The organism is Chlorogloea sp. CCALA 695, from assembly GCF_003003885.1.
In the GTDB taxonomy this organism is placed as follows: Bacteria; Cyanobacteriota; Cyanobacteriia; order Cyanobacteriales; family Chroococcidiopsidaceae; genus Aliterella.
In genome coordinates this window covers 1-18,636 of the sequence record NZ_PVWN01000074.1, presented here as the reverse complement: position 1 = coordinate 18,636, position 18,636 = coordinate 1, and the positions used below count along the sequence as shown (strand labels likewise).

29 protein-coding genes are annotated in these 18,636 nt (G+C 46.1%); 14 read left to right on the top strand and 15 right to left on the bottom strand.

The annotated features are described in order from the left end of the window. Nucleotides 1–287 precede the first annotated feature (287 nt). From C7B70_RS22550 to C7B70_RS22540, 4 genes are all read right to left on the bottom strand, one after another. Nucleotides 288–1,211 carry an alpha/beta fold hydrolase gene (locus C7B70_RS22550; RefSeq protein WP_106371189.1) on the bottom strand — a complete coding sequence of 308 codons (924 nt, stop codon included), beginning with the start codon at nucleotides 1,209–1,211 and terminating at the stop codon, nucleotides 288–290. A 15-nt stretch (nucleotides 1,212–1,226) separates the two neighbouring features. Then, nucleotides 1,227–1,784 carry a cupin domain-containing protein gene (locus C7B70_RS22545; protein ID WP_106371188.1) on the bottom strand — a complete coding sequence of 186 codons (558 nt, stop codon included), beginning with the start codon at nucleotides 1,782–1,784 and terminating at the stop codon, nucleotides 1,227–1,229. A gap of 69 nt (nucleotides 1,785–1,853) precedes the next feature. Further along, entirely contained in the window at nucleotides 1,854–2,006 is a 153-nt protein-coding gene (locus C7B70_RS26580; protein ID WP_158260562.1) for a hypothetical protein, read from the bottom strand. Between the two features lie 218 nt (nucleotides 2,007–2,224). Then, nucleotides 2,225–2,794, bottom strand: a complete 570-nt coding sequence (locus C7B70_RS22540) for an HdeD family acid-resistance protein (protein ID WP_106371187.1) — start codon at nucleotides 2,792–2,794, stop codon at nucleotides 2,225–2,227. Between the two features lie 506 nt (nucleotides 2,795–3,300). On the opposite strand from C7B70_RS22540, the gene C7B70_RS26575 reads away from it, so the two are divergent. From C7B70_RS26575 to arsH, 10 genes are all read left to right on the top strand, one after another. After that, complete coding sequence (locus C7B70_RS26575) at nucleotides 3,301–3,465, top strand: hypothetical protein (RefSeq protein ID WP_158260561.1); 165 nt, start codon at nucleotides 3,301–3,303, stop codon at nucleotides 3,463–3,465. Nucleotides 3,466–3,469: 4 nt separating this feature from the next. Further along, nucleotides 3,470–3,535 carry a hypothetical protein gene (locus C7B70_RS28920; RefSeq protein ID WP_369831943.1) on the top strand — a complete coding sequence of 22 codons (66 nt, stop codon included), beginning with the start codon at nucleotides 3,470–3,472 and terminating at the stop codon, nucleotides 3,533–3,535. A 163-nt stretch (nucleotides 3,536–3,698) separates the two neighbouring features. Next, the gene (locus tag C7B70_RS22530; RefSeq protein WP_106371185.1) at nucleotides 3,699–5,237 is read left to right on the top strand and encodes a substrate-binding domain-containing protein; all 1,539 of its coding nucleotides are present in this window, start codon (nucleotides 3,699–3,701) and stop codon (nucleotides 5,235–5,237) included. A gap of 127 nt (nucleotides 5,238–5,364) precedes the next feature. Then, entirely contained in the window at nucleotides 5,365–5,715 is a 351-nt protein-coding gene (locus tag C7B70_RS22525) for a transposase (protein WP_106371184.1), read from the top strand. Further along, nucleotides 5,678–6,085, top strand: a complete 408-nt coding sequence (locus C7B70_RS22520) for a transposase (protein ID WP_158260560.1) — start codon at nucleotides 5,678–5,680, stop codon at nucleotides 6,083–6,085. The genes C7B70_RS22525 and C7B70_RS22520 overlap by 38 nt, the downstream gene beginning before the upstream one ends. A gap of 119 nt (nucleotides 6,086–6,204) precedes the next feature. Then, complete coding sequence (locus C7B70_RS22515; RefSeq protein WP_106371182.1) at nucleotides 6,205–6,678, top strand: substrate-binding domain-containing protein; 474 nt, start codon at nucleotides 6,205–6,207, stop codon at nucleotides 6,676–6,678. Nucleotides 6,679–6,785: 107 nt separating this feature from the next. After that, entirely contained in the window at nucleotides 6,786–7,355 is a 570-nt protein-coding gene (locus C7B70_RS22510; protein ID WP_106371181.1) for a dual specificity protein phosphatase family protein, read from the top strand. Between the two features lie 9 nt (nucleotides 7,356–7,364). Further along, a complete protein-coding gene (gene arsC / locus C7B70_RS22505; RefSeq protein WP_106371180.1) occupies nucleotides 7,365–7,775 on the top strand; it encodes an arsenate reductase, glutathione/glutaredoxin type in 411 nt (136 codons plus the stop codon). A gap of 8 nt (nucleotides 7,776–7,783) precedes the next feature. Beyond that, nucleotides 7,784–8,497, top strand: a complete 714-nt coding sequence (locus C7B70_RS22500) for an MIP/aquaporin family protein (RefSeq protein WP_106371179.1) — start codon at nucleotides 7,784–7,786, stop codon at nucleotides 8,495–8,497. A gap of 57 nt (nucleotides 8,498–8,554) precedes the next feature. Beyond that, nucleotides 8,555–9,175, top strand: a complete 621-nt coding sequence (gene arsH / locus C7B70_RS22495) for an arsenical resistance protein ArsH (RefSeq protein WP_106371178.1) — start codon at nucleotides 8,555–8,557, stop codon at nucleotides 9,173–9,175. Here arsH and C7B70_RS22490 read toward each other — a convergent pair. From C7B70_RS22490 to C7B70_RS22455, 9 genes are all read right to left on the bottom strand, one after another. Next, nucleotides 9,158–9,895 carry a chitinase gene (locus C7B70_RS22490; protein ID WP_106371177.1) on the bottom strand — a complete coding sequence of 246 codons (738 nt, stop codon included), beginning with the start codon at nucleotides 9,893–9,895 and terminating at the stop codon, nucleotides 9,158–9,160. The two genes, arsH and C7B70_RS22490, sit on opposite strands and share 18 nt — an antisense overlap. Further along, nucleotides 9,896–10,378, bottom strand: a complete 483-nt coding sequence (locus tag C7B70_RS22485) for a hypothetical protein (protein ID WP_106371176.1) — start codon at nucleotides 10,376–10,378, stop codon at nucleotides 9,896–9,898. It abuts the gene before it with no gap. Beyond that, entirely contained in the window at nucleotides 10,375–10,545 is a 171-nt protein-coding gene (locus tag C7B70_RS26570) for a hypothetical protein (RefSeq protein ID WP_158260559.1), read from the bottom strand. Before C7B70_RS26570 ends, C7B70_RS22485 begins: the two co-directional genes overlap by 4 nt. An 18-nt stretch (nucleotides 10,546–10,563) precedes the next feature. Further along, nucleotides 10,564–10,956, bottom strand: coding sequence for a hypothetical protein (locus tag C7B70_RS22480; RefSeq protein WP_106371175.1), 393 nt, complete (start codon nucleotides 10,954–10,956; stop codon nucleotides 10,564–10,566). 9 nt (nucleotides 10,957–10,965) lie between these two features. Further along, nucleotides 10,966–11,184 carry a hypothetical protein gene (locus C7B70_RS22475; RefSeq protein ID WP_106371174.1) on the bottom strand — a complete coding sequence of 73 codons (219 nt, stop codon included), beginning with the start codon at nucleotides 11,182–11,184 and terminating at the stop codon, nucleotides 10,966–10,968. Between the two features lie 2 nt (nucleotides 11,185–11,186). Next, a complete protein-coding gene (locus C7B70_RS22470; RefSeq protein WP_106371173.1) occupies nucleotides 11,187–11,765 on the bottom strand; it encodes a hypothetical protein in 579 nt (192 codons plus the stop codon). A gap of 102 nt (nucleotides 11,766–11,867) precedes the next feature. Next, nucleotides 11,868–12,731 (bottom strand): hypothetical protein, encoded by an 864-nt coding sequence (locus C7B70_RS22465; protein ID WP_146134145.1) that lies wholly within the window; start codon nucleotides 12,729–12,731, stop codon nucleotides 11,868–11,870. Next, the gene (locus C7B70_RS28640) at nucleotides 12,694–15,075 is read right to left on the bottom strand and encodes a hypothetical protein (protein ID WP_106371171.1); all 2,382 of its coding nucleotides are present in this window, start codon (nucleotides 15,073–15,075) and stop codon (nucleotides 12,694–12,696) included. Before C7B70_RS28640 ends, C7B70_RS22465 begins: the two co-directional genes overlap by 38 nt. After that, nucleotides 15,076–15,384, bottom strand: a complete 309-nt coding sequence (locus C7B70_RS22455) for a glucose-6-phosphate dehydrogenase (RefSeq protein ID WP_106371170.1) — start codon at nucleotides 15,382–15,384, stop codon at nucleotides 15,076–15,078. A gap of 230 nt (nucleotides 15,385–15,614) precedes the next feature. Here C7B70_RS22455 and C7B70_RS22450 point away from each other — a divergent pair, with 230 nt between their 5' ends. The 3 genes from C7B70_RS22450 to C7B70_RS22445 are packed head-to-tail and all read left to right on the top strand — an operon-like array spanning nucleotide 15,615 to nucleotide 16,785. Then, nucleotides 15,615–16,199, top strand: coding sequence for a tyrosine-type recombinase/integrase (locus C7B70_RS22450; RefSeq protein ID WP_106371169.1), 585 nt, complete (start codon nucleotides 15,615–15,617; stop codon nucleotides 16,197–16,199). Continuing rightward, a complete protein-coding gene (locus C7B70_RS26565) occupies nucleotides 16,196–16,363 on the top strand; it encodes a hypothetical protein (protein ID WP_158260558.1) in 168 nt (55 codons plus the stop codon). Before C7B70_RS22450 ends, C7B70_RS26565 begins: the two co-directional genes overlap by 4 nt. A gap of 26 nt (nucleotides 16,364–16,389) precedes the next feature. Next, nucleotides 16,390–16,785 carry a single-stranded DNA-binding protein gene (locus tag C7B70_RS22445; protein ID WP_106371168.1) on the top strand — a complete coding sequence of 132 codons (396 nt, stop codon included), beginning with the start codon at nucleotides 16,390–16,392 and terminating at the stop codon, nucleotides 16,783–16,785. On the opposite strand, the gene C7B70_RS22440 is transcribed toward C7B70_RS22445, so the two are convergent. After that, entirely contained in the window at nucleotides 16,721–17,206 is a 486-nt protein-coding gene (locus C7B70_RS22440; protein ID WP_106371167.1) for a hypothetical protein, read from the bottom strand. The genes C7B70_RS22445 and C7B70_RS22440 overlap by 65 nt on opposite strands. Nucleotides 17,207–17,280: 74 nt before the next feature. Continuing rightward, a complete protein-coding gene (locus C7B70_RS22435; protein ID WP_106371166.1) occupies nucleotides 17,281–17,547 on the bottom strand; it encodes a helix-turn-helix transcriptional regulator in 267 nt (88 codons plus the stop codon). 246 nt (nucleotides 17,548–17,793) lie between these two features. Between C7B70_RS22435 and C7B70_RS22430 the strand changes: the two genes are divergently transcribed. Further along, the gene (locus C7B70_RS22430) at nucleotides 17,794–18,600 is read left to right on the top strand and encodes a hypothetical protein (protein ID WP_106371165.1); all 807 of its coding nucleotides are present in this window, start codon (nucleotides 17,794–17,796) and stop codon (nucleotides 18,598–18,600) included. Nucleotides 18,601–18,636 lie beyond the last annotated feature (36 nt).

The window sequence follows — 18,636 nt, the reverse complement described above, 5'->3', positions numbered from 1 at the left end:
GCATGGGCTGTTCTCAGAATACTTAATTGAGCAACTTAAGTATCCATCCGTTCAAATGTTCCTTGCGTAAGTCCTGACAATCATCGGATGTCGTTAATTTTGCGGAGTCTAGAACGCATACCACCAGAAGAATTACAGCAGATGCGCCAACTAGCAGCAGCTTGGCATCAAATACATACTGCAACTTAAGGATAAGCTGCTAACATCAATTCATGGACAGAATCAATGGCAAAAGTCTGGAGTTTTATCCTGCTCTGTGTCTTCATTAGTACATGAGAAATTTATAACTACTGCGCTGTTAACTTCGTGTTTTCAAATGCTGCTAACGTAGCAGTAAACTTAGATGTTGACTCGTAGGGCAGGACATTACGACCAGCAATCTTCACGCCTTCGCCATGAGGCAAGCACTTGAGGTAATCTGCTAATCTTCGCTCTGGAGTATCCTGCTTATTTCTACTAATACTTGACGCGCGATCGCCTATGATAACTAATGTTGGTTGAGTAATTGCGGCGATTGCTTCTCGATAATTCTGTCGCCAGAAACCAGCTAAGAAGGAAAAGACTGCGTGACGGCTAGCGGGATTTGCCGCACCTAGTGCTAGCAGATCCAACCATTCGCTATCGACTTGCTCAGTATTTGCAAACAACTGGCGAGTAGAAAAAGAACTCAAAAATTGCGGTCTTCTAGCATATAAATAAAAAGCGGCCCCAAGGGGCGAATCTAGCAAATTCCAAGTGAATTTTTGTTTTCTCACTCCTGTTGGTTGAGTCATAAGTGCCATAGCTGGGGGACTAGCCAGTACCAATTTTTGGATAAGATTTGGTTGAGTCTGCAATTGTACGGTTTCAAGTGCTACAGGTAGCAGCGCTCCTTGCACGACTAGGATAACGGGTTTTTGGATGACTGTTTGCAAAAAGTGTTGCAGTTGGGCAGCCCAATCAGCCGGAGCATAGGCAATGTGTGGCATATCGCTCTCACCACAGCCAAGGAGATCGGGATTGTAAATAGGATTGGTGCGTCCGCTTTGATACCAAGCATTACAGAAGCGATGCCAAAATCGACGGGATAAGCCAACACCAATCGGGTGAATTAGTAGTAAAGGAGTGCTATGCCGATCTTCCCCAACATCTGGGGAGTAGTGTTCGTAAGCACAACGATAATTTTTCCAAGCATAAAACTGTGTATTTGGGATTTCAGCAGTCTGGGTCATGAGTTACACCTTGGCTTACAGTAGATGCCAGTATTCGGCTAGCTGTCCATCTTGACCATACACCGGATCGGTCTTAGGCAAAGGCACTTGAATAATATTGCGCTCTGCTTGGGGACGTTCGCCTGGTTTTCCATAGTTCATATCCCATTTCTGCCCCAAGGGGTAGGCTCCTATAACCTGGAAGTCTGAACTAGATCCTAAATTCTTGTGTGCTACTCCTGCCGGAATGATAATGACATCTCCAAAAAGAACCTCAAATGTTTTTCCATTATCGTCTCCTCCAAATCGGACAGAAGCTTCACCGCGAGATACTCCTAGCACTTCATGAGCAGTGCTGTGATAATGGTGGTAAGGATAAATGCCATTTCGCCAGGAGCTACCCCATTGGTTGGCGTGGAAGATAGCCTCAAAGATTGCTGCTGGCTCTCGTTCGGGCAACTTCACAGCATTTTGGTATATAACTACGGGTAGTCTTTTATTGTTGGGGAATCTGCTGCCGTCATCTTCAAACACATGAACTACTGCGTCTGGAGTCTGCAAGTGGGCATCTGAATATGAATTGCTCGTAGTCATTGGTTTTTACCGAAAAGACAAAGCACTTCTACTAATTTGTCTACAGCTTCGCTCGAACGAACTCCACCGCTAGGCTAAGATTCTCGGATTATTAAGCTCCTTACGAGCGATCACTTCCCCTCGGCTAAGTTTTCGGCATAATGCTGTTGGTCTATCATCGTGGTCTGGATTGAGTAAGCAATCACCTACTGCAAGCATATCTACTGGAACGTCTAGCTTCACACCCCATTTTGATAAAGGCAGGATTGCCCAAGTAGCTACAAATTCAGGAATGCCTGCTGGTCGCTGCGCTCTTTCGTCGCTCTACTGTTTGTAAGTCCTGCTACACTTCTACTTGTTTCTATAAGTCGCAGTGCTTGGATATTCCTCCAGCAAAAGTTGTCGCTGCTGGATTAAAACTTATTGGTAAATAAACTAAACGCGACTGAAACTACAGCACTTTAGACTGAAGTAGCTGGGTCAGAACTATTTAAGGCTGACCGTGCATTCAACGACAGCATCACCCGTGAAATACCAGTAGAAAGAACGCTGACACCAACCAGTGTGCCGATCAGCCAAGGGGCATTACTGGGCCACTGAAACCAAACAATTCCACCTAACAGCAGCGTAATGATGCCGTCACCTAGCACCCAAGTCCAGTTTTGTTGCGGACGTAACCGGAATGCCAAGATTAGCTCGAACACGCCCTCAGTTAATAAAAAGCTACCAAGCAACAGGGTCAATGTTAAAGCACCCTTTAAGGGAGAAAAAAACAACATTGCGCCTGTGGCAATATAGAGAATGCTTAATAACACCTTCCAGACGAAGCCTCCAGAGTTGCGGGTTCTAAACGCATAGGTCAGCTTGGCGGCTCCTGCTGAAATTAAGATTAAAGCAAACCAAGTCTCGGCGAAAATCGTTGAAACCGCAGGTTGAGCGATCGCCACAATCCCCAAAACAACTAGGAGAACGCCAATTAAAAGCGACCCATTAATACCCTTCTTGCTCTGCGTAGAAATATCGGTGGTCATACAAATCTTTTTCCTTAGCAATGAGTGTCTATGCTTAGGTTAAAAAATTTCTCAAGAACTCACTAGCATCCTAAGATAGAGCCTAACCTAATAGGAGAGAGAAAATTTTGAGTAATTTGGGCGAAAATTCAACAAGGATTTTAAAAGTTAATCATCCCAAAGAGCTTGAAATACGTTCAACTTGTCTGTGGGTTGGTGGTACAGTCTGTAATTGTCGAAACCTTTGGTAGACAATTTCCGTGATGGGTCAATTGGTTGTGGGTCAGGTAATATTTAGCACTCTTTTGCGTGGCGATCTCAAATGCGAACTACTTTGTTGATAATCCCTCCCATAGCCCTATCCAACCACGACGCTAAAGAGTGCTGGTTGCCCTCATTGCCAAGAACGGGCATGATTGAGTAAGCCAATCAGCACAAAGCAGGATGGTTCGTTGTGGGTGGCAGCTTAGGAGATCGCGGTGTGGCATTATACTTGTTATTACCCGAACTCCAGCAGAAAGCACCTAATGTCAACATTCCGGTTTCTCTTCCTCGAAAACAAACCACTCGCTCCAGAGGCAATGCAAACCATTCTGACAGATAGCACTGGCATTGCCTCTGGGATTGAGGCGCTGCGAGCAATTGAGCAATCTGTACCCACTCTAATTGTCAGCGATATTGGGCTGCCATAAGGGAATGGCTATATGCTGCAACAGATTCGGACGCTTGAGCAAGTTCGACGGATTCCCGCGATCGCCCTGACTGCTTATGCTGGAGAATTTAATCGGCAACAGGCGATCCAATCTGGATTTCAACGGCATCTGAGCAAACCGAAGGAACCGCCAACCGGATTAAATCCACTGACTAAAACTTTATTCATTTCTCATTCCAACCCCAATCGAGATCCACTGCCTGATTAATTTCTATGACTGACCAACTGCCGCAAAAATCTTTGACTACACTTATCCCTGCAAATGAAACCGAGCGGTTGGCAGCACTGCATCGCTACAAAATTCTCGATACTCCCCCCGAAGCAGCGTTTGATCGCATTGCCGCTCTGGCAGCGCGGCTGTTTCAGATGCCCACTGCGCTCATTTCCTTAGTCGATGAATCGAGAGCCTGGTTTAAGTCTCGCTATGGCTTTGATTGGCAAGAGATGGCGCATGATGCCACGCTTTGCAGCTTTGCGCTGTTGGATGATGATGTGTTTATAGTTCCAAACGCTCAACAAGACGATCGCTTTGCCTGCAATGGGTTTGTGCTTGGTGAACCGGGGGTGCGGTTTTATGCGGGTGCGCCCCTGCTCAGTCATGATGGCTTCAATTTAGGAACGCTTTGTGTGATTGACACGCAGCCCCGCGATCCATTGAGCGCAGAGCAGCAGGCGACTCTAGTTGACTTAGCCGCAATGGTGGTGGATGAACTGGAATTGAGATTGGCAACCCATAAGACTGCCCAGTCCGAGGAAAAATACCGCACGTTATTTGAGTCGAAGGGTGAAGGCTTTTGCATCTGCGAAATGCTGTTCGACGGGAACGGTGAGCCGCACGATTATCGCTTCCTTGAAGTGAATTCGGTCTTTGAACAGCTAACGGGACTGGAGCAAGCAACGGGCAAAACGATTCGGGAACTCGTACCCAATTTTGAAGCTGCCTGGATTGATATCTATGGCAGAGTTGTGCAAACTGGCGAACCTGTGCGGGTTGAGAATAAATCCCCTGCGATGAACCTCTGGTTTGATGTCAACGCCTTTCTCATCGGCGAGGCGCAAAGTCACCAGTTCGCCGTTTTGTTTACCAACATCACCGAACGCAAACGGACGGAACAAGCATTGCGCGAGAGTGAGGAACGATCTGTGCTTGCCATTCGGGTCGCGCAACTGGGAACATGGCGCTATGTCTTAGCGACGAATCTGGTTGAGTTAGATGCGCGAATGCGTGAAATTTGGGGTGAACCAGAGGATGCTGTGGTGTTGCCGCTCTCAACAAAAAATAGCTCGGCGCTTGTGTTTGATCTGCTATTAGTGATTACAAGTTGTACTGCGGTATCTAGTACCTCTAATCAATCTCAACAAAAACTTTCTCCGCAGGTAGTTAAAATCGATGGCTCTAGTACGGTGTTCCCCATCACAGATGCTATTGCTAAAGATTTCCAAAAAATGCAGGGAAATAATGTAAAAGTTACAGTTGCCATTTCTGGGACTGGTGGCGGTTTTAAAAAATTCTGTGCAGGAAAAACAGATATTAGCAACGCCTCAAGACCAATCTTGACCGCAGAGTTCAAAGCCTGCAATTCCTCTAGTGTAAGGTATATAGAACGTACCATTGCTTATGATGCCCTTACACTCGTAGTCCATCCCGAAAATACCTGGGCTAAAAGTCTTACCACAACTGAATTAAAAAAAATATGGGAACCCCTTGCCCAAGGAAAAATTACTCGCTGGAAGCAAGTACGCCCTGACTGACCAGACCGACCACTAACACTGTACGACCCAGGTAGGGAGTCTGGAACCAACTATGAACCTATCCCACTAACTCAGAAATAAGAGCTATAATCAGCATAAAGCTAAAACAGAACAAAAAGAAGACAAAATGGCAGGTAGGTTTGAGGGGTTGAGCGATTTGGAATGGAAGTTGTTTGAAGACTTACTACCTCAAAGTGCAGAAAAAAGAGGGCGTGGAATGCCACACGTACCGTTTCGTAAGGTATTGAATACTCAGCTATATGTGCTGATTACTGGTTGCCGATGGTGCGACATACCACAAGGCGAACAATGGGCATCAAAAAGTTCTGCCCATCGGTGGCTGAAGCGATGGTACGAAGAAGGAACATTGGAGAAACTAAAGGCGCGAATTCTGGCAGTGGCAGAGGAAAAAGGAATGATCGACTGGAAGTATGGAGCCGTTGACGGCTCTTTTTCCCCCTGGGAAAGGTGGCGGTGAAGGCGTGGGTTATGGCTACAAAGGCAAGGGTGTACTCATCCACAGTATTACAGATGCCAACGGTATGCCAGTAGTAACAATTACTACTCCTGCCAACGGTGACCAGAGGCAGCAAGTCTTTCCAATGCTAGCTCAAATCCGATTGGCGACTCTTAAACGGGGTAATCCTAAGCGTCGCCCTAAAACTCTTGCTGCAGACATTGGATACGATGCCCGATGGTTGCGTAAGAAACTCCGTACTAAGGGTATTCGACCGCAGATCAAGAAACGGCAGCTCAGAGGCAAAAAGCCCTTGGGCAGACCAATGCGCGGAAATTGTGCCTCGCTATCAGCAGGAGCGCTTCTTCTCCTGGTTTCAACGCAAGTATAGACGGCTCGTTGTTCGATGGGAACGCCTGACTCGTGTGTTTTGATGCTTTCCTCCTCCTCGCTACATCCTACATCTGGTTTCCGAAGTTAGTGGGATAAGCTCATTACTTCACCGAGGCAATAGTTGGTAAAGCTAAATCTAGCCGCAGCGATTATGTAGCCAGCGAAGATGATGATGTTTTAGTCCAAGGAGTAAGTAAAAATCCAAATGCTTTAGGTTACTTTGGATTTGCTTATTATGAAGCTAACCAAAACAAGTTGAAAGCCGTTGCCATTAATAATGGTAAAGAATCAGTGCTACCTTCGCGTAAAACTGTAGAAGGAGCTAGGTATCAGCCCCTTTCTAGACCTTTATTTATTTATGTCAATGCTAGGGCAGCCCAAACCAACCCAGCAGTCAAAGAGTTTGTAGATTTTTATATCAAAAAAGCACCAACATCAGTTAGTTATGTAGGTTATATACCTTTACCTGCTGATGCTTACCGCCTCGACTACGTTCATTTCAACAGAGGCAAAGTAGGAACGGTATATGGTGGAGAAAATCAAATAAACCTAACACTTGGTCAATTATTACGCAAGGAAGCGAAGTTTTAGCAATGTAAGAAACATTACACCAAGTTTTCAGATTGGGTTGATTAAAGCTTTTTTAAAATTGGGCAAATTTTCTTAGCACGCTGGCGCATGGATAGTAGTGGAGGTTTATGACTAATTACATTGATAAAAGCTTATTAAATAACACTGACTTAAGTGATGAAGAACAGCAGCCGCTTCAGCCAATTGAAGAAAACTTGTGGTGGGTAATTCCAGCTAAGTTAGCAGGGGTTCGTAAGCCAGTAGCAGAGGAAATAGCTCAGTTACAAAAAGCAGGTGTTGGGGCAGTTGTATCAGTTATGGATGACCCTTCTAACTTAGACTTGTATCAGCGCTCAGAAATTCCCAACCTCTGGCTACCAACTAAAGGCGGTACTGCACCAAGCCCCGAACAAATTCAGGAATTAGAGAACTTTATCTCAAGTCAAAATCAGCTTGGTCATGCTGTTGCTGTTCATTGCACTAGCGGCAGACGTAGAACGGGGACGATGTTAGCTGCTTACTTACTTGCGGCTGGTTCATCTTACGAGCAAGCGATGCAGATAATTCAAGAAGCGAACCCTGATGCTGAACTGCGAGCAGCCCAAACTACGTTTTTGCGTGAGTTAGCAGCAAAAGTGAGTCAAGCCAAGGATGTACAAAGTGGTGTAGAAAAAGGTTCGTCAGGCTATGAAACTTAAGGAGAAAAAATGAAGCGAGTTATGTTTGTGTGCAAAAAAAATTCTCGTCGTTCCCAGATGGCAGAAGGTTTTGCACGAACGTTGGGATCGGGAATGATTGAAGTTGCAAGCTCTGGGCTAGAAGCAAGTAAAGTAGACCCCAAAGCTGTAGAGGTTATGGCGGAGATTGGGATTGATATTAGTAATCAGACTTCCAAACCTTTAAGCGATTTTAAAGCTGATGACTATGATGCAGTAATTTCACTTTGCGGCTGTGGGGTCAATTTACCAGAAGCGTGGGTGCTGCGAAATATATTTCAAGATTGGCAACTTGACGACCCAGAAGGAGAACCGATAGAAACCTTTTACCGAGTTCGTGACGAAATTAAAGAGCGGGTAGCATCGTTGTTAACTAAATTAGGAAACACCCCCAAGCCGTGAAGAATAGTATGAGGCAGCGCTACATCGCTGAGTTCATCGGGACGTTTGGCATTGTATTTGCCCCTGTTGCTCTATCGGCAACAGGTACACTCCCAAGTAGCGATAACAGTTTGATGGCATCGGCGTGGGTATCTGGGCTATCGGTACTAGCAATGATCTATGCCCTTGGTCACATTTCTGCTGCTCACTTTAACCCTGCTGTCACGCTTGGTTTTGCGATCGCCCGTCGCTTCCCTTGGCGTTATGTTTTGCCATATTTAGCAGCAGAGTTTTTAGGCGGGATTATGGCAGCAGCAGTTGTGGCACTTTTGTTTGGTGGGGGATATGGGGCGCATATCCCGGCATCAGGATTAGTAGCTGCTGCCGTCGGCACCGAAGCGGTACTCACGTTTTTTTTGATGCTGGTGATTATCTCCGTTGCTACCGATAAGCGCGTAGCTGGTGCAGTACCCGGTCTTGCAATCGGCTTAACTGTAGTTTTTGACGTATTAATCGGTGGGCCAGTATCGGGCGGATCGATGAACCCTGCGCGATCGCTCGGCCCTGCGCTGTTTGCAGGAGGTGCAGCTATGGCGAACTACTGGATATATGTTGTTGGCCCCATTCTAGGTGCATTAGTTGCAGCGCGGCTTTATGAAGCAATTCGGGGTAGTGAGAAACACGCTCAAGGAGCGCCCAACGATCTATATCAAGCACTCCACGATATTGAAGTAAAAGGTTAAAGTTTCCTTCGTTATGACGAAAAACCCATCGCTCAAGTTAAAAGGAATTGATTTATAATGACTACTTTTGCTCATCTACCCAGAATTTTATTTTTGTACGGCTCGTTACGCGATCGCTCTTACAGCCGCCTAGCAGCAGCAGAAGCAGCTAGAATTATCTCTGGGTTTGGCGCAGAAATAAGATTCTTTGACCCACGCGAACTACCTATTCACGGCAGCGTACCCGATACACACCCCAAGGTGCAGGAGTTAAGAGAGTTGAGTCTTTGGTCTGAAGGACAGGTGTGGACAAGTCCAGAAATGCACGGAAATATCACGGGCATCATGAAAAACCAGATTGATTGGATTCCCTTAACTATGGGGGCAGTAAGACCAACTCAAGGCAGAACCTTAGCTGTAATGCAAGTTAGTGGCGGGTCGCAGTCTTTCAACGCCGTTAACACGCTGCGAATTTTGGGGCGCTGGATGCGGATGTTTACAATTCCTAATCAGTCTTCTGTTGCTAAAGCCTATAACGAGTTCAACGAAGACGGCACAATGAAGGATTCTCCCTATCGCGATCGCATTATCGACGTGATGGAAGAACTTTATAAATTCACCTTATTGCTACGAGAGCAAGTTGATTACCTAACTGACCGCTACAGCGAATCCCCAAGAAAATTAATGGATAACTTTTGATGCGATCGCGTAATAACGTTTGCGATCATCAAGCCCGTTGTAACCGCCGTTAACCTTACGTGTAATTTTCTCGACCGTTGCCCCCAAGTCACAAAGCGAGTTCATATGATTTCGCATCCACCAGTGACCGGAGGCAGTAAAGGGTAAGACGTGGGAGACATAACTGCAACCCTCCATAACGCGCGGGTTTTTCAAGTAATTACATAGCGCTTGATAATTCGCCCGCCCGGTAACTTGCAACGCTCCGCCACCTTTAAATCGCCTGCCATCTCCAGCAAAGGTATTGCCAAGATCAAGTCGATTTTCGTACCCGTCGCCGCTTGCTATTTCTTTAAGCCATTTCAGCCCGCCGCTTTCGTGAGCAATCTGGCTCATAAAATGGCGCATCCTTGGTGGCGTGTTGATATGAAATCGCTCCAAGCAACTATTGAGGTCGTTTAACTGAATAGTGGTTATTTGCCTGCCAAAAATTGTCTCTGCTTGGAGTTCTGTAATTAATGGTTTGAGCAATTCCAACAAATATTTAACAGTAGTCGGCCCTAAATAATCAGGTTCTTCTAAATTGTGCCTCCTTTTGAAAGCATAAAAATATGTCAGTGTTTGCACTCCACAAATACCATCAACCGCAATCCCAAGACATTCTTGGACAACAGCAACGATTTCTGTAGATGCTCCGCTTAACTTAATAGGTGACTTTACGGCTAATAAAATTGCGCTCATTTAAGGACTCTCCCTAGAATTGAAATCTGATTTTTTAATCAGAAATGAGGATATATCAGATAATTGTTTATTCAAATCCGTAATGGCTCTGTAAGATTCGTCTCTTAAAGTAGCTACGTCAGTTTTAAGCTCTAATTCAACTTTAGATAGCTCCGCTTCCCACCTTTTGGATCTATGTTCTATCAATTCTTGCAGCCCGTTACGGTGTGATAGCGCCGCATCCTTATCACTTAAAGTTTGTTGTGTGGCAAGTTCGATTACCCGTTCGATGCGGCTGATGCTAGCAGTAACGTTAATTAGTTCGCTGTTGACAACGTTTATCCGTTCTCTGGTCAATTCATTTTTATAGGCCCAATGCTTGGAGTTTGATTCCGCCTCAGTAATTTTTGAAGAGAGCGATATGTATAAAGAAATAACTCCACCAATTAGTAAAGCGATTGCGATCGCGTCGGGCAAAGCAATATCAAACAGGCTGCTTGTCACGGCTTTCTAGCTGGTTGAGTTGGGGAAGGAAACCAATAGGCAAGAGTGCTAGAAAGCAGTATCCAATAGGTTTGGTCGGGGGTTTTGTTGCCTGCTAGTTGAGACATACAAAAAGCCACGACCGCTACTGATAGCAAGCTCTGCATTAAAAAGGGTAAGTTGAGCATAAATTTAATAATCTTTTTTTAAGTGCCTTGATACTTCCAAATTTCTAGGCTCAGTTGTTGCAGCCAAGAAGGAATACTAATCTCCATTACGTAAGGCGTTACCCCAAAATCGGTAAATCTAACTAATGTCAGTTGATTAAGTAAAATAGCTTGCCCTTTTTCCGACTGGACGGCGGCGATATATTCTGAGGTGCTTGAAGGCGAAAAAAGTAGCCTTGGACTGACAAAACCAGCTAGCCGCCAGTTAGGTTTAGCCTTCACCGATGATGCGCCAATCGCCAAAATATAGCGGTCAAGCAAAATAGTTTTTGGAGGAATTGGGAAATATCCTCTCGTCTCATTGGGAGCGGGACTAGCACTTAAAGTAGTCCTTAGCGCCAAATCCCAATTGAGATTATTGCCAAAATCCACGTTCTTGTTTTAGGCTCCCAATAGTTTTACGTCTGTAGCTAGTCCACTTCTGTACTCGTCCACATTAGCGCCGTAGTATTCGATAGTTTCTAGAGTGTCAGCAAAGGACAATTCCCCATCGCAAAAATCTAAAATCGCGCCATTAGCCAAGGTTACTTCCTCAATTGATTTATCATCGCTGGTTAAGGAAACGGGAAGCCACAAAAGCATTGATTCACGAAAACTCATGATTAGCCTCGGTACTTCTCAGGAGAGAAAGTAACTAATTGAGGACTACCAGGTAAAGCCGCCTTGATTTCTGCTTGGCGAGCGGCTAGAGAATCAGTGCTTTTTCGACCAAAAGGTACGCTAAAACCTTCATCACCAGGAGTATAGAGACTCTTATAAGTTTCTTTAGTAATGCGGCTAATGCGAGGGGCGCTCTCTAGTGCCTCTCCTGTCCGGTAATACACTCTTGCGGGGGTGAACGCCTTAAGAGCTAGCGCTGTATCTGTACCTACGGCTAAATTTACAAGGCCGCAAGCGGTTAAAACTGCCTCTGTTGCCGCCGTCTGGCTTCTTTGAGAAATAGTAACTTTACCAAGAATATTAGCCGGAAGTGTCAAAGCAAAAGGCTTTAGATAGACTGGGTTTGTTTTTCTACCCTTGGGTCGCTCCGAAGTTGATGGCAAGTTGTGAGCTTCATTACTTGGGTTTGTTTTCCATGTCCAATAGTTAGCTAGTCGCTTATCTTGACTAAGAGCGGGATTTCCACCATTAGCTAAAATTGCAATTGCCTGCTTTTCTAAATCACCAAATCGTTTAGCCATATTTTGTTTCTGTCTGTAAAGGTTGAAATCGCTCTTGTTAACTATCTAGTTCTGGCATAGGAAAAATGCCAATAGATGTCGCGAGAACCTAGGTTTCTCGCTTTAGTTCTGCACCAATGCGTCAGGGATGAAACTCGACTTGCTATATAGGTAAATCGGCTTGTTGTACCCGTGTACCGTCGCGTAAGCATACTTAAACCGCACGTTAACTAGAGGTCTACGGCGGGGCTTAGATTTCCGTTTGCCGAGTATTACTTGCGTTCCTGGGTTGTAGGGGTAAGCGTCCGCTTCATCCAAAGTTTCCGATACTTTGAGGAAACTTGTGTCTAAGGTGTCGCCATTCATGGTTAACATTTCCCGAATTAAGTCTTTGCCCTCAGCTAAGTCTCTAGCTCGAAGCAAGAAGTTATAACCACGAGCGCGATCTAAGTAATAAATTAACTTACGACCTTTTTTAAAAATTCGCGCGCTACCAGTACCAAAATTAGCTTTGATTTTAGTACCAATAGAGCGCAGTTCTGCCTCGGTAATAGTTGAACTTGTTTCGCCAATTAACCTAAAAGAAACTTCCATTTCAACAGGCTTATATCCAGTTTCCGCATCTTCGGAATCTTCGACAAAGAACAGAGTGATTTTAGGGCGATAAACAACACTTGTATCAACGTCGTCAAGCAAGCTTCCAGCGACAATTGGGAACTGGTCACGGGTGTAAGTAGTGCCGTGCAAAAATAGTTGCATCCGTCCCATTGTTAACATCAATGAGTCATCTTCCCTATGCAAACAAGCTTTGAGTAACGATTGTCTTGGTGCGGTCAAGTCTAGATTAGATTCACTCGAAGAAACATCACGAAAATACTCTCTAACTAACTTATTCCAGATGCGTTTATTAACATCTTGAAACTGCTCAGTAGGGGTAAAGTTATCTGGTTCAGGCATCAGTTGTACTTCCCTCTCCTCTAAAGACATTTTCAATTCCTGCTGGGGCAATGCTTACGGCGCGGGCCACACTTGCAGCATCAGCAACGGGTTTATTTTCGTCGCGGGTTTTAGGAGTTAAAGCCTTGATATTGGTGTCAAACTTTTGCTTTTGTTCCTGCAAATCTGCATACTCTGATTGAATTGATTGCACTTCACCAAGTACGCCGCTTAAGCTACTTGCCGCGTCGTCTAATTGGTCTGTGCCTTCTCTAATTTTGTCTAGCCTTTGCGTAAAACGGTTTTGGACTGTGACGCGCTCTGGTAGCCACTTGTAAGCATTTTCGCCCACGATGCGAAAGCGCTTAAGGGCGTTGCCGATCTTGCCTGTATTTTCTGCCGTCCATTCGAGGATCTCGCGGGTGCTATCGAACATTGAGCGCACGGTGTACATAAGATTAGTGGCGCTGGCAATAATCGACGAGGCTTTATTCCAACTGGTTTTAGTTCCTGCCCAGACTTCCGCGCCGAGGATAGAAGACATGAAATTATTAGCTTGCTTGCCCAAAATCTCGTTGACATCAATAGGCGAATCGCCGTCTTTTATGCCAATCGTGGCTAGGGCTTGAGATGTTAGATCGCCCAGGGTACTACCCAGATTGCGCGAAAGCATTGCGGCATTGTGCAGCAATAGCACCGTGTTCATCGCGTTCAAAACTTTGTCGAGCTTTGCAGCTTCAGCAGTTCTAGCAAGAAATCCACCGATGCCATTAAGACCACTCATCACTGGGCCGAGCTTGGTGTTGATTAGGTTCACTCCAGCAAGAATCGGAACCATAAAGAAAGCTTGCATTGCTTGCAAAAACGCCATGATTGAAGCTAAAAGCGTACCGTTATTGGCACTATTGTTAGCGGCGGCTTGGGCATTATTTGTAATTCCAGCATTGCAACCACCAGGGGCGAAAGACCGACAAGATCCGACTTGCGCCGCATCTCTCAGCTTTTCTGGCTGAACTAACCCCGTAATTCCAGCTAGGGCAATTGTTAGCGGGCCTAGCCAGTTTTGGATTTGTTTACCCAAATCTTCAGTAGGAGTGAGCTTCGGGTCGGGGGAAGTAGGTGGCGAAGTTAATGGGGGGGCTTTTTTCGGTTCGGGTTCGCCCGTTTTTGGATTAGGGGTAAATTTAGTAGGGGTTAAGGGATTTTCTGTTAAGGGATTAGGCTGGAAAATCTTGGGCTGAAATCCTGTATCCGGGTATTTGGTGGGGTCGGCATTTGGGGGCGAACGGTAGCTACTAGGTGATGGTGCGGGCGCTGGCGAAGGTGTTGGCGCGGGTGCGGGGCCTGTGCCTACGCCGGTACCTGGAGCGGGGCCTGGATCGCTATTAGGGGAAGGGTCGGGGCTAGGGCTGGGTGCGGGACCTGGATATTTATTTGGCTGAGGTGCGGGGCCGGGATTTGGTGCAGGAGCGGGACTTGGGAACGGGCTGGGCGCACCACCGGGAGAACTGCCGGGAGAACTGCCGGGAGAACTGCCGGGAGAACTGCCGGACGCACCACTAGGAAGACCAAACGGGGCGGGAGCAGAGGGCGCGGGGAAAGGCGCGGTACTAGGGGTACCAGGACTGGGCGCACCTAAAGAATTACCAGGCGGGGAATAACTTGCACTTCTTAGCGGCGGCGGGTCTCCTCCGGTGTCTGGTGTCCCGCCGACTTTTTGAACATGGACGATCCGAACCGAGGGCGTTTGTAAATTGCGAGAATTTGTAAAGAGTTCGCGGATACCTTCGGGGTTATAACCTGAAGATGAGCGACCGTTGCTGGTTATAAAATACCCCACGTAGTCACCGGGGGCCGATTCTTCAAAACTTACGCCTCTAATTGGCCCGTAATATCGTCCAATGTTGATAATTTTAAGTTCTTGACTTTGGATATACGGATTGAAAGCCATGTATTCAACGGTTACCTCGTACATAGCTCCATTTTCCTGACCGCCACGAAATGGGTAATCTGCCTGCTCTGTTTCCTGAGCGGGTTCGGGGGGATGTAGCTTGTATTTGGGCGGTGGGTTTTTGGGGTTTCTATCGTAGTAGTTATCGCCTGCGGGTTCGGGAGTAAACAAAATAATTGCGATCGCTGCCGCAGCAGCCGCGCCTAAACTAAATCCTCCAAGTCCTGCCGATGCTCCACCCGCCGCCGCAGCGCCTGCCGATGGTGGCGGCGGTGGCGGTGGGGTGACAGAAGGCTTGGGTTTAAAGCTTGGGTACTTGCCACCTGTAATTGGTTTTGCAGCAGTCGATGACCCCGGTGTCATCTGTAAACTACCTGTTGCGGGGGGTGGTGTGAAAGCAGGCGCTAGAGAAGGCGGCGGGACAAACCCCAAAAGTGCAGGCATTTAATTAGCCTTATAAGCAGTGGGTAAGGCGGTTGAATTAATTTCTAAGGCATTCTGCCAGAATTTAACCAATGAGTTTTCGGCATAGCCATCGTTAATAGGTATTGACACGCGGATAATCATCCGGTGGGTTGCGTCGTCAGCGCGGATTAAGACGGCTTCAGCTACTCTTTGCGGTTCGCTATTGGGGGATTCAAGAATTTTTGTAGAGGGGTTGCAACGTTCTAAGGCAAGTCCTACCCACGCTGCTAGTTTTTCTAAAGTATTAATGTTTGTAGGAATGTCAGTAGAAATAGTTAGAGCTGTCATAATTTATTCCGTTTTAATAAGTGATTTCTCCCCCAGTTTATGAGTTTATATTTTTAACGCCTTCTTCTACTTTTATGGAAATCAGGAAGATTACCGATGACGCTCTACCCTAGTCACAGAGTATAGTTGACTTGCTTTCACTTAATAGTTATTCGTTGGGTGGTTCCACTAATAATCCTTAATTAGGTAAAAGAAGAAGTTAACTATTAGTTAAAAGAAGAAGTTAATAAGTGAAAATTAATCGCCACGGACAAGCTGCTCTTATAACTGAATTTGAATATGTGAAAATTCGCTCTAAGCTGGCTAACCCTAAATATAAATTGCTGCTCGATATCGCTAAGTTCACTGGGGAGCGTTGGGGGGCGATTGTGCAGTTACGAATAGAAGATATTTTTGATGCGTCAGGGAATCCTTTGGGAGAGATTACTTTTCCTGCGGGGATTCGCAAAGCTGACACCAAGGGCAATCGCCATACTCGTCAAGTTCCTGTGCATCCGGTCTTACAGGAAAAACTAGCGGCAATGCGTCCCACTGTTAATAAGGGTTGGATGTTTCAAAGTCGGATCTATCCCGGCACTCACATCACGCTTAAAGCGGCGGACTTATTCTTGCGTGAGGCGGTGGAACTAGCAGGGCTGACTCATAAAGGGTTTAGCACTCATTCCACAAGACGCACTTTTATTACTCGTCTTTGGGAAGCTGGGGTAGATTTGCACACTATCCAACTGCTCACGGGTCATAAAGATCCTAAAGCTCTTGTCCGCTATATCGAGGCTGACCCTAATCGGATTACGAAAGCTTTGGCGCTGTTATGACTCTTTCTAAGAGTCTTGCTTGTCAGATGGGATTGTTTGTGGCAGGACTCGCACTTGGGCAATTTAAGGACATTGCTCAATTGGCGATCGCACTGGAGGATTTATCCGATAGCGCCTGGAAAGAGGCTTTTGAGTTTACGCCCCCATCTATTCGTATAGATTAGAAGTAGCGCGATTTATTCCTGTAGCTATGACGGACGAAAACTTGCAATTTTTCCTGAGAACGCAGCAGTTAATTATTGAATCGCTTACTCGGATTGCGATCGCCCTGGAACTAATGATTCCTCCAAAATCTGCGCCTAACTATCAGTTTGCGCTTGATAAATTTGCGACTTTTGATTGGGCTTCTATTGGGGCGGTGGTAGTTGATCGTGACATCGACGGGGCAAGCGCGATTCTTTGGCGCAACAATATTTACGTGCGCCGCAGTCCCTCTAATAAGTTTGAGTCGGCGATTTGGTTTAGCAGGTGTACCGGGAGAGACGAAAAGGGCGCGAACATTTACGAGAGGCTAATTACTTTTAAGGCAATTTCTGACGCGGAGCCACTGCCACAGCAAGTAGCTTCTCGCTTTGGATCAAGGTAATGATTTGGGTGGGAGAATTTCCCTGTGCGATCGCACTCTCTACTTTTTCTTTTAACAATAAGGCGCGATCGCTTTTTGTGTTGCCGCCGGGGAGATGTACCCGGACGCACGAACCAATTTCGCCGGGATGAGTCAAGTAGCAGAATCTATAGTATTGATGTTTTGTGCCGCGACGGGATACCCAGTAAGTTTGCACCCAACAAGTGTATTTTGGTTCGTGCGTTGGTTCGTGCGTTGGTTTATTTTCGGGGACGCACGAACCCTTTTTTGGTTTTGTTTGTAAATCGTAGGTTGCTCCGTAACAGCTATCTATTACCCAATCGGAGCCAGCATCAGCCTCTTTATAAGCATCAATGTAAAAGAGCGACTGCTGCTTAAATTCGTCTTTGATTAGGTCGGCGATCGTGCGCTTTTTTGCCATATCGTAAAAGATGTAATTCGATATTTCACCAGAGCCGCTCAAACTGTAATAAGTTTGGGCGGCTTTTGGTTTAGTTATTCGTTTTGAGATGAGCCAGTTTGAATGCCAAAGCCATCGGGCAGATCCTCAACTTTGATAATGCCCAATTCTCGGCACAAGCTCTTTAATTGACCGAGAGTTAATCTAGCTTCTGCTTTTCCTGCTATCCAACGCTGATACGTAGCACGAGGAATACCGCACCGCATAGCAAATTCATCTTGGTTGTATGTTGTACGGTCTATTCTCAGAGTCTCCACTGGCGATTGACTCTCCTGCTTCTGTCTTTTGCTTCTAGTATTCATGGTATCACAGTTAAGTCTCAATCTGAGGCTTATACTTGACACATTGCAAGATGAAGCCTCATAATGAGACATGAATAAACAACACAAAAGGACAGGCATTAACTAGATGCCTCAGCCAAGAGAATTAAGTTTGATTCCTGTCCTTTTGTCTCAGTTTCTCACGCCCCAAACTAGCCGCCGTAAGCCGTAGCGATCGCATTTGGCAGTAATAGGGAAGTAAAAACGCTTGTATCAACGGGAGGAGCAATGAAACCTGAACCAACGGAAACCGAAATCTTGCTTGAACAGTACCGCCAACTGCAAGAGGAGAACGAGAAATTAAAAGCCGAACTGAGCGAGAAAAAGACAATTATCAATCGTGCCAAGGACATAAGCCCGGTCGTCCGTCCCAGGGCAAACCGAGCCTACAAGTTTCTAGAGGATGTCGGCATGGGTTTATCTCGCGTCGCTGATGGCTGGATACTCGAATGCGGAGAACTTAGACGCAAATTCAAAAGGCTTTCCACCACCTGGGAATTGGTCACTACTGACGGGCTGGAAATAAAGCATATTTTCATCAATGAGCCGATAAAGAAACGGGCGGTGGTTGAACTTCACGCGCCCGCAATTAAGCCGCCCGTTATTGATGCCGATTTGTCCACCCTTGAGAAAATCAAACTAATTGAGACGAATGCGATCGCCGTTCCTACCTCAATCGCTCAATCGCTGAAGGATTTTAGCCTGGAGCAAGTAAGCGCCGCCTTGGGTTACTACAAAGCAACCATCGCTAAAGGTAAAGAAATCAAGAGCGCTACCGGGTGGCTTTTGAAGTGTTTGAAAGAGGAATGGTATAAGAATTTTGTGCCAGAAGCTCCCACTTACAGCACCAAAATATTCACCGTCGCCGATTTACCCGATGTTGAAGTTGCACCCATGCCCAAAAACTGGCGGGAGATGGTTTTAGCTTACACACCAGGAGAAACGCGCGATAGCGCCAGCGCGCTCGCAGGGCTTCGCGTTCAACAGTGCCTAGCCCTCTTATGTCAGTTTCCGAAATCAATAAATAGTAAATAAAGCGTTTCATCCAGAAGAATAAAAGGGTTTGTATTG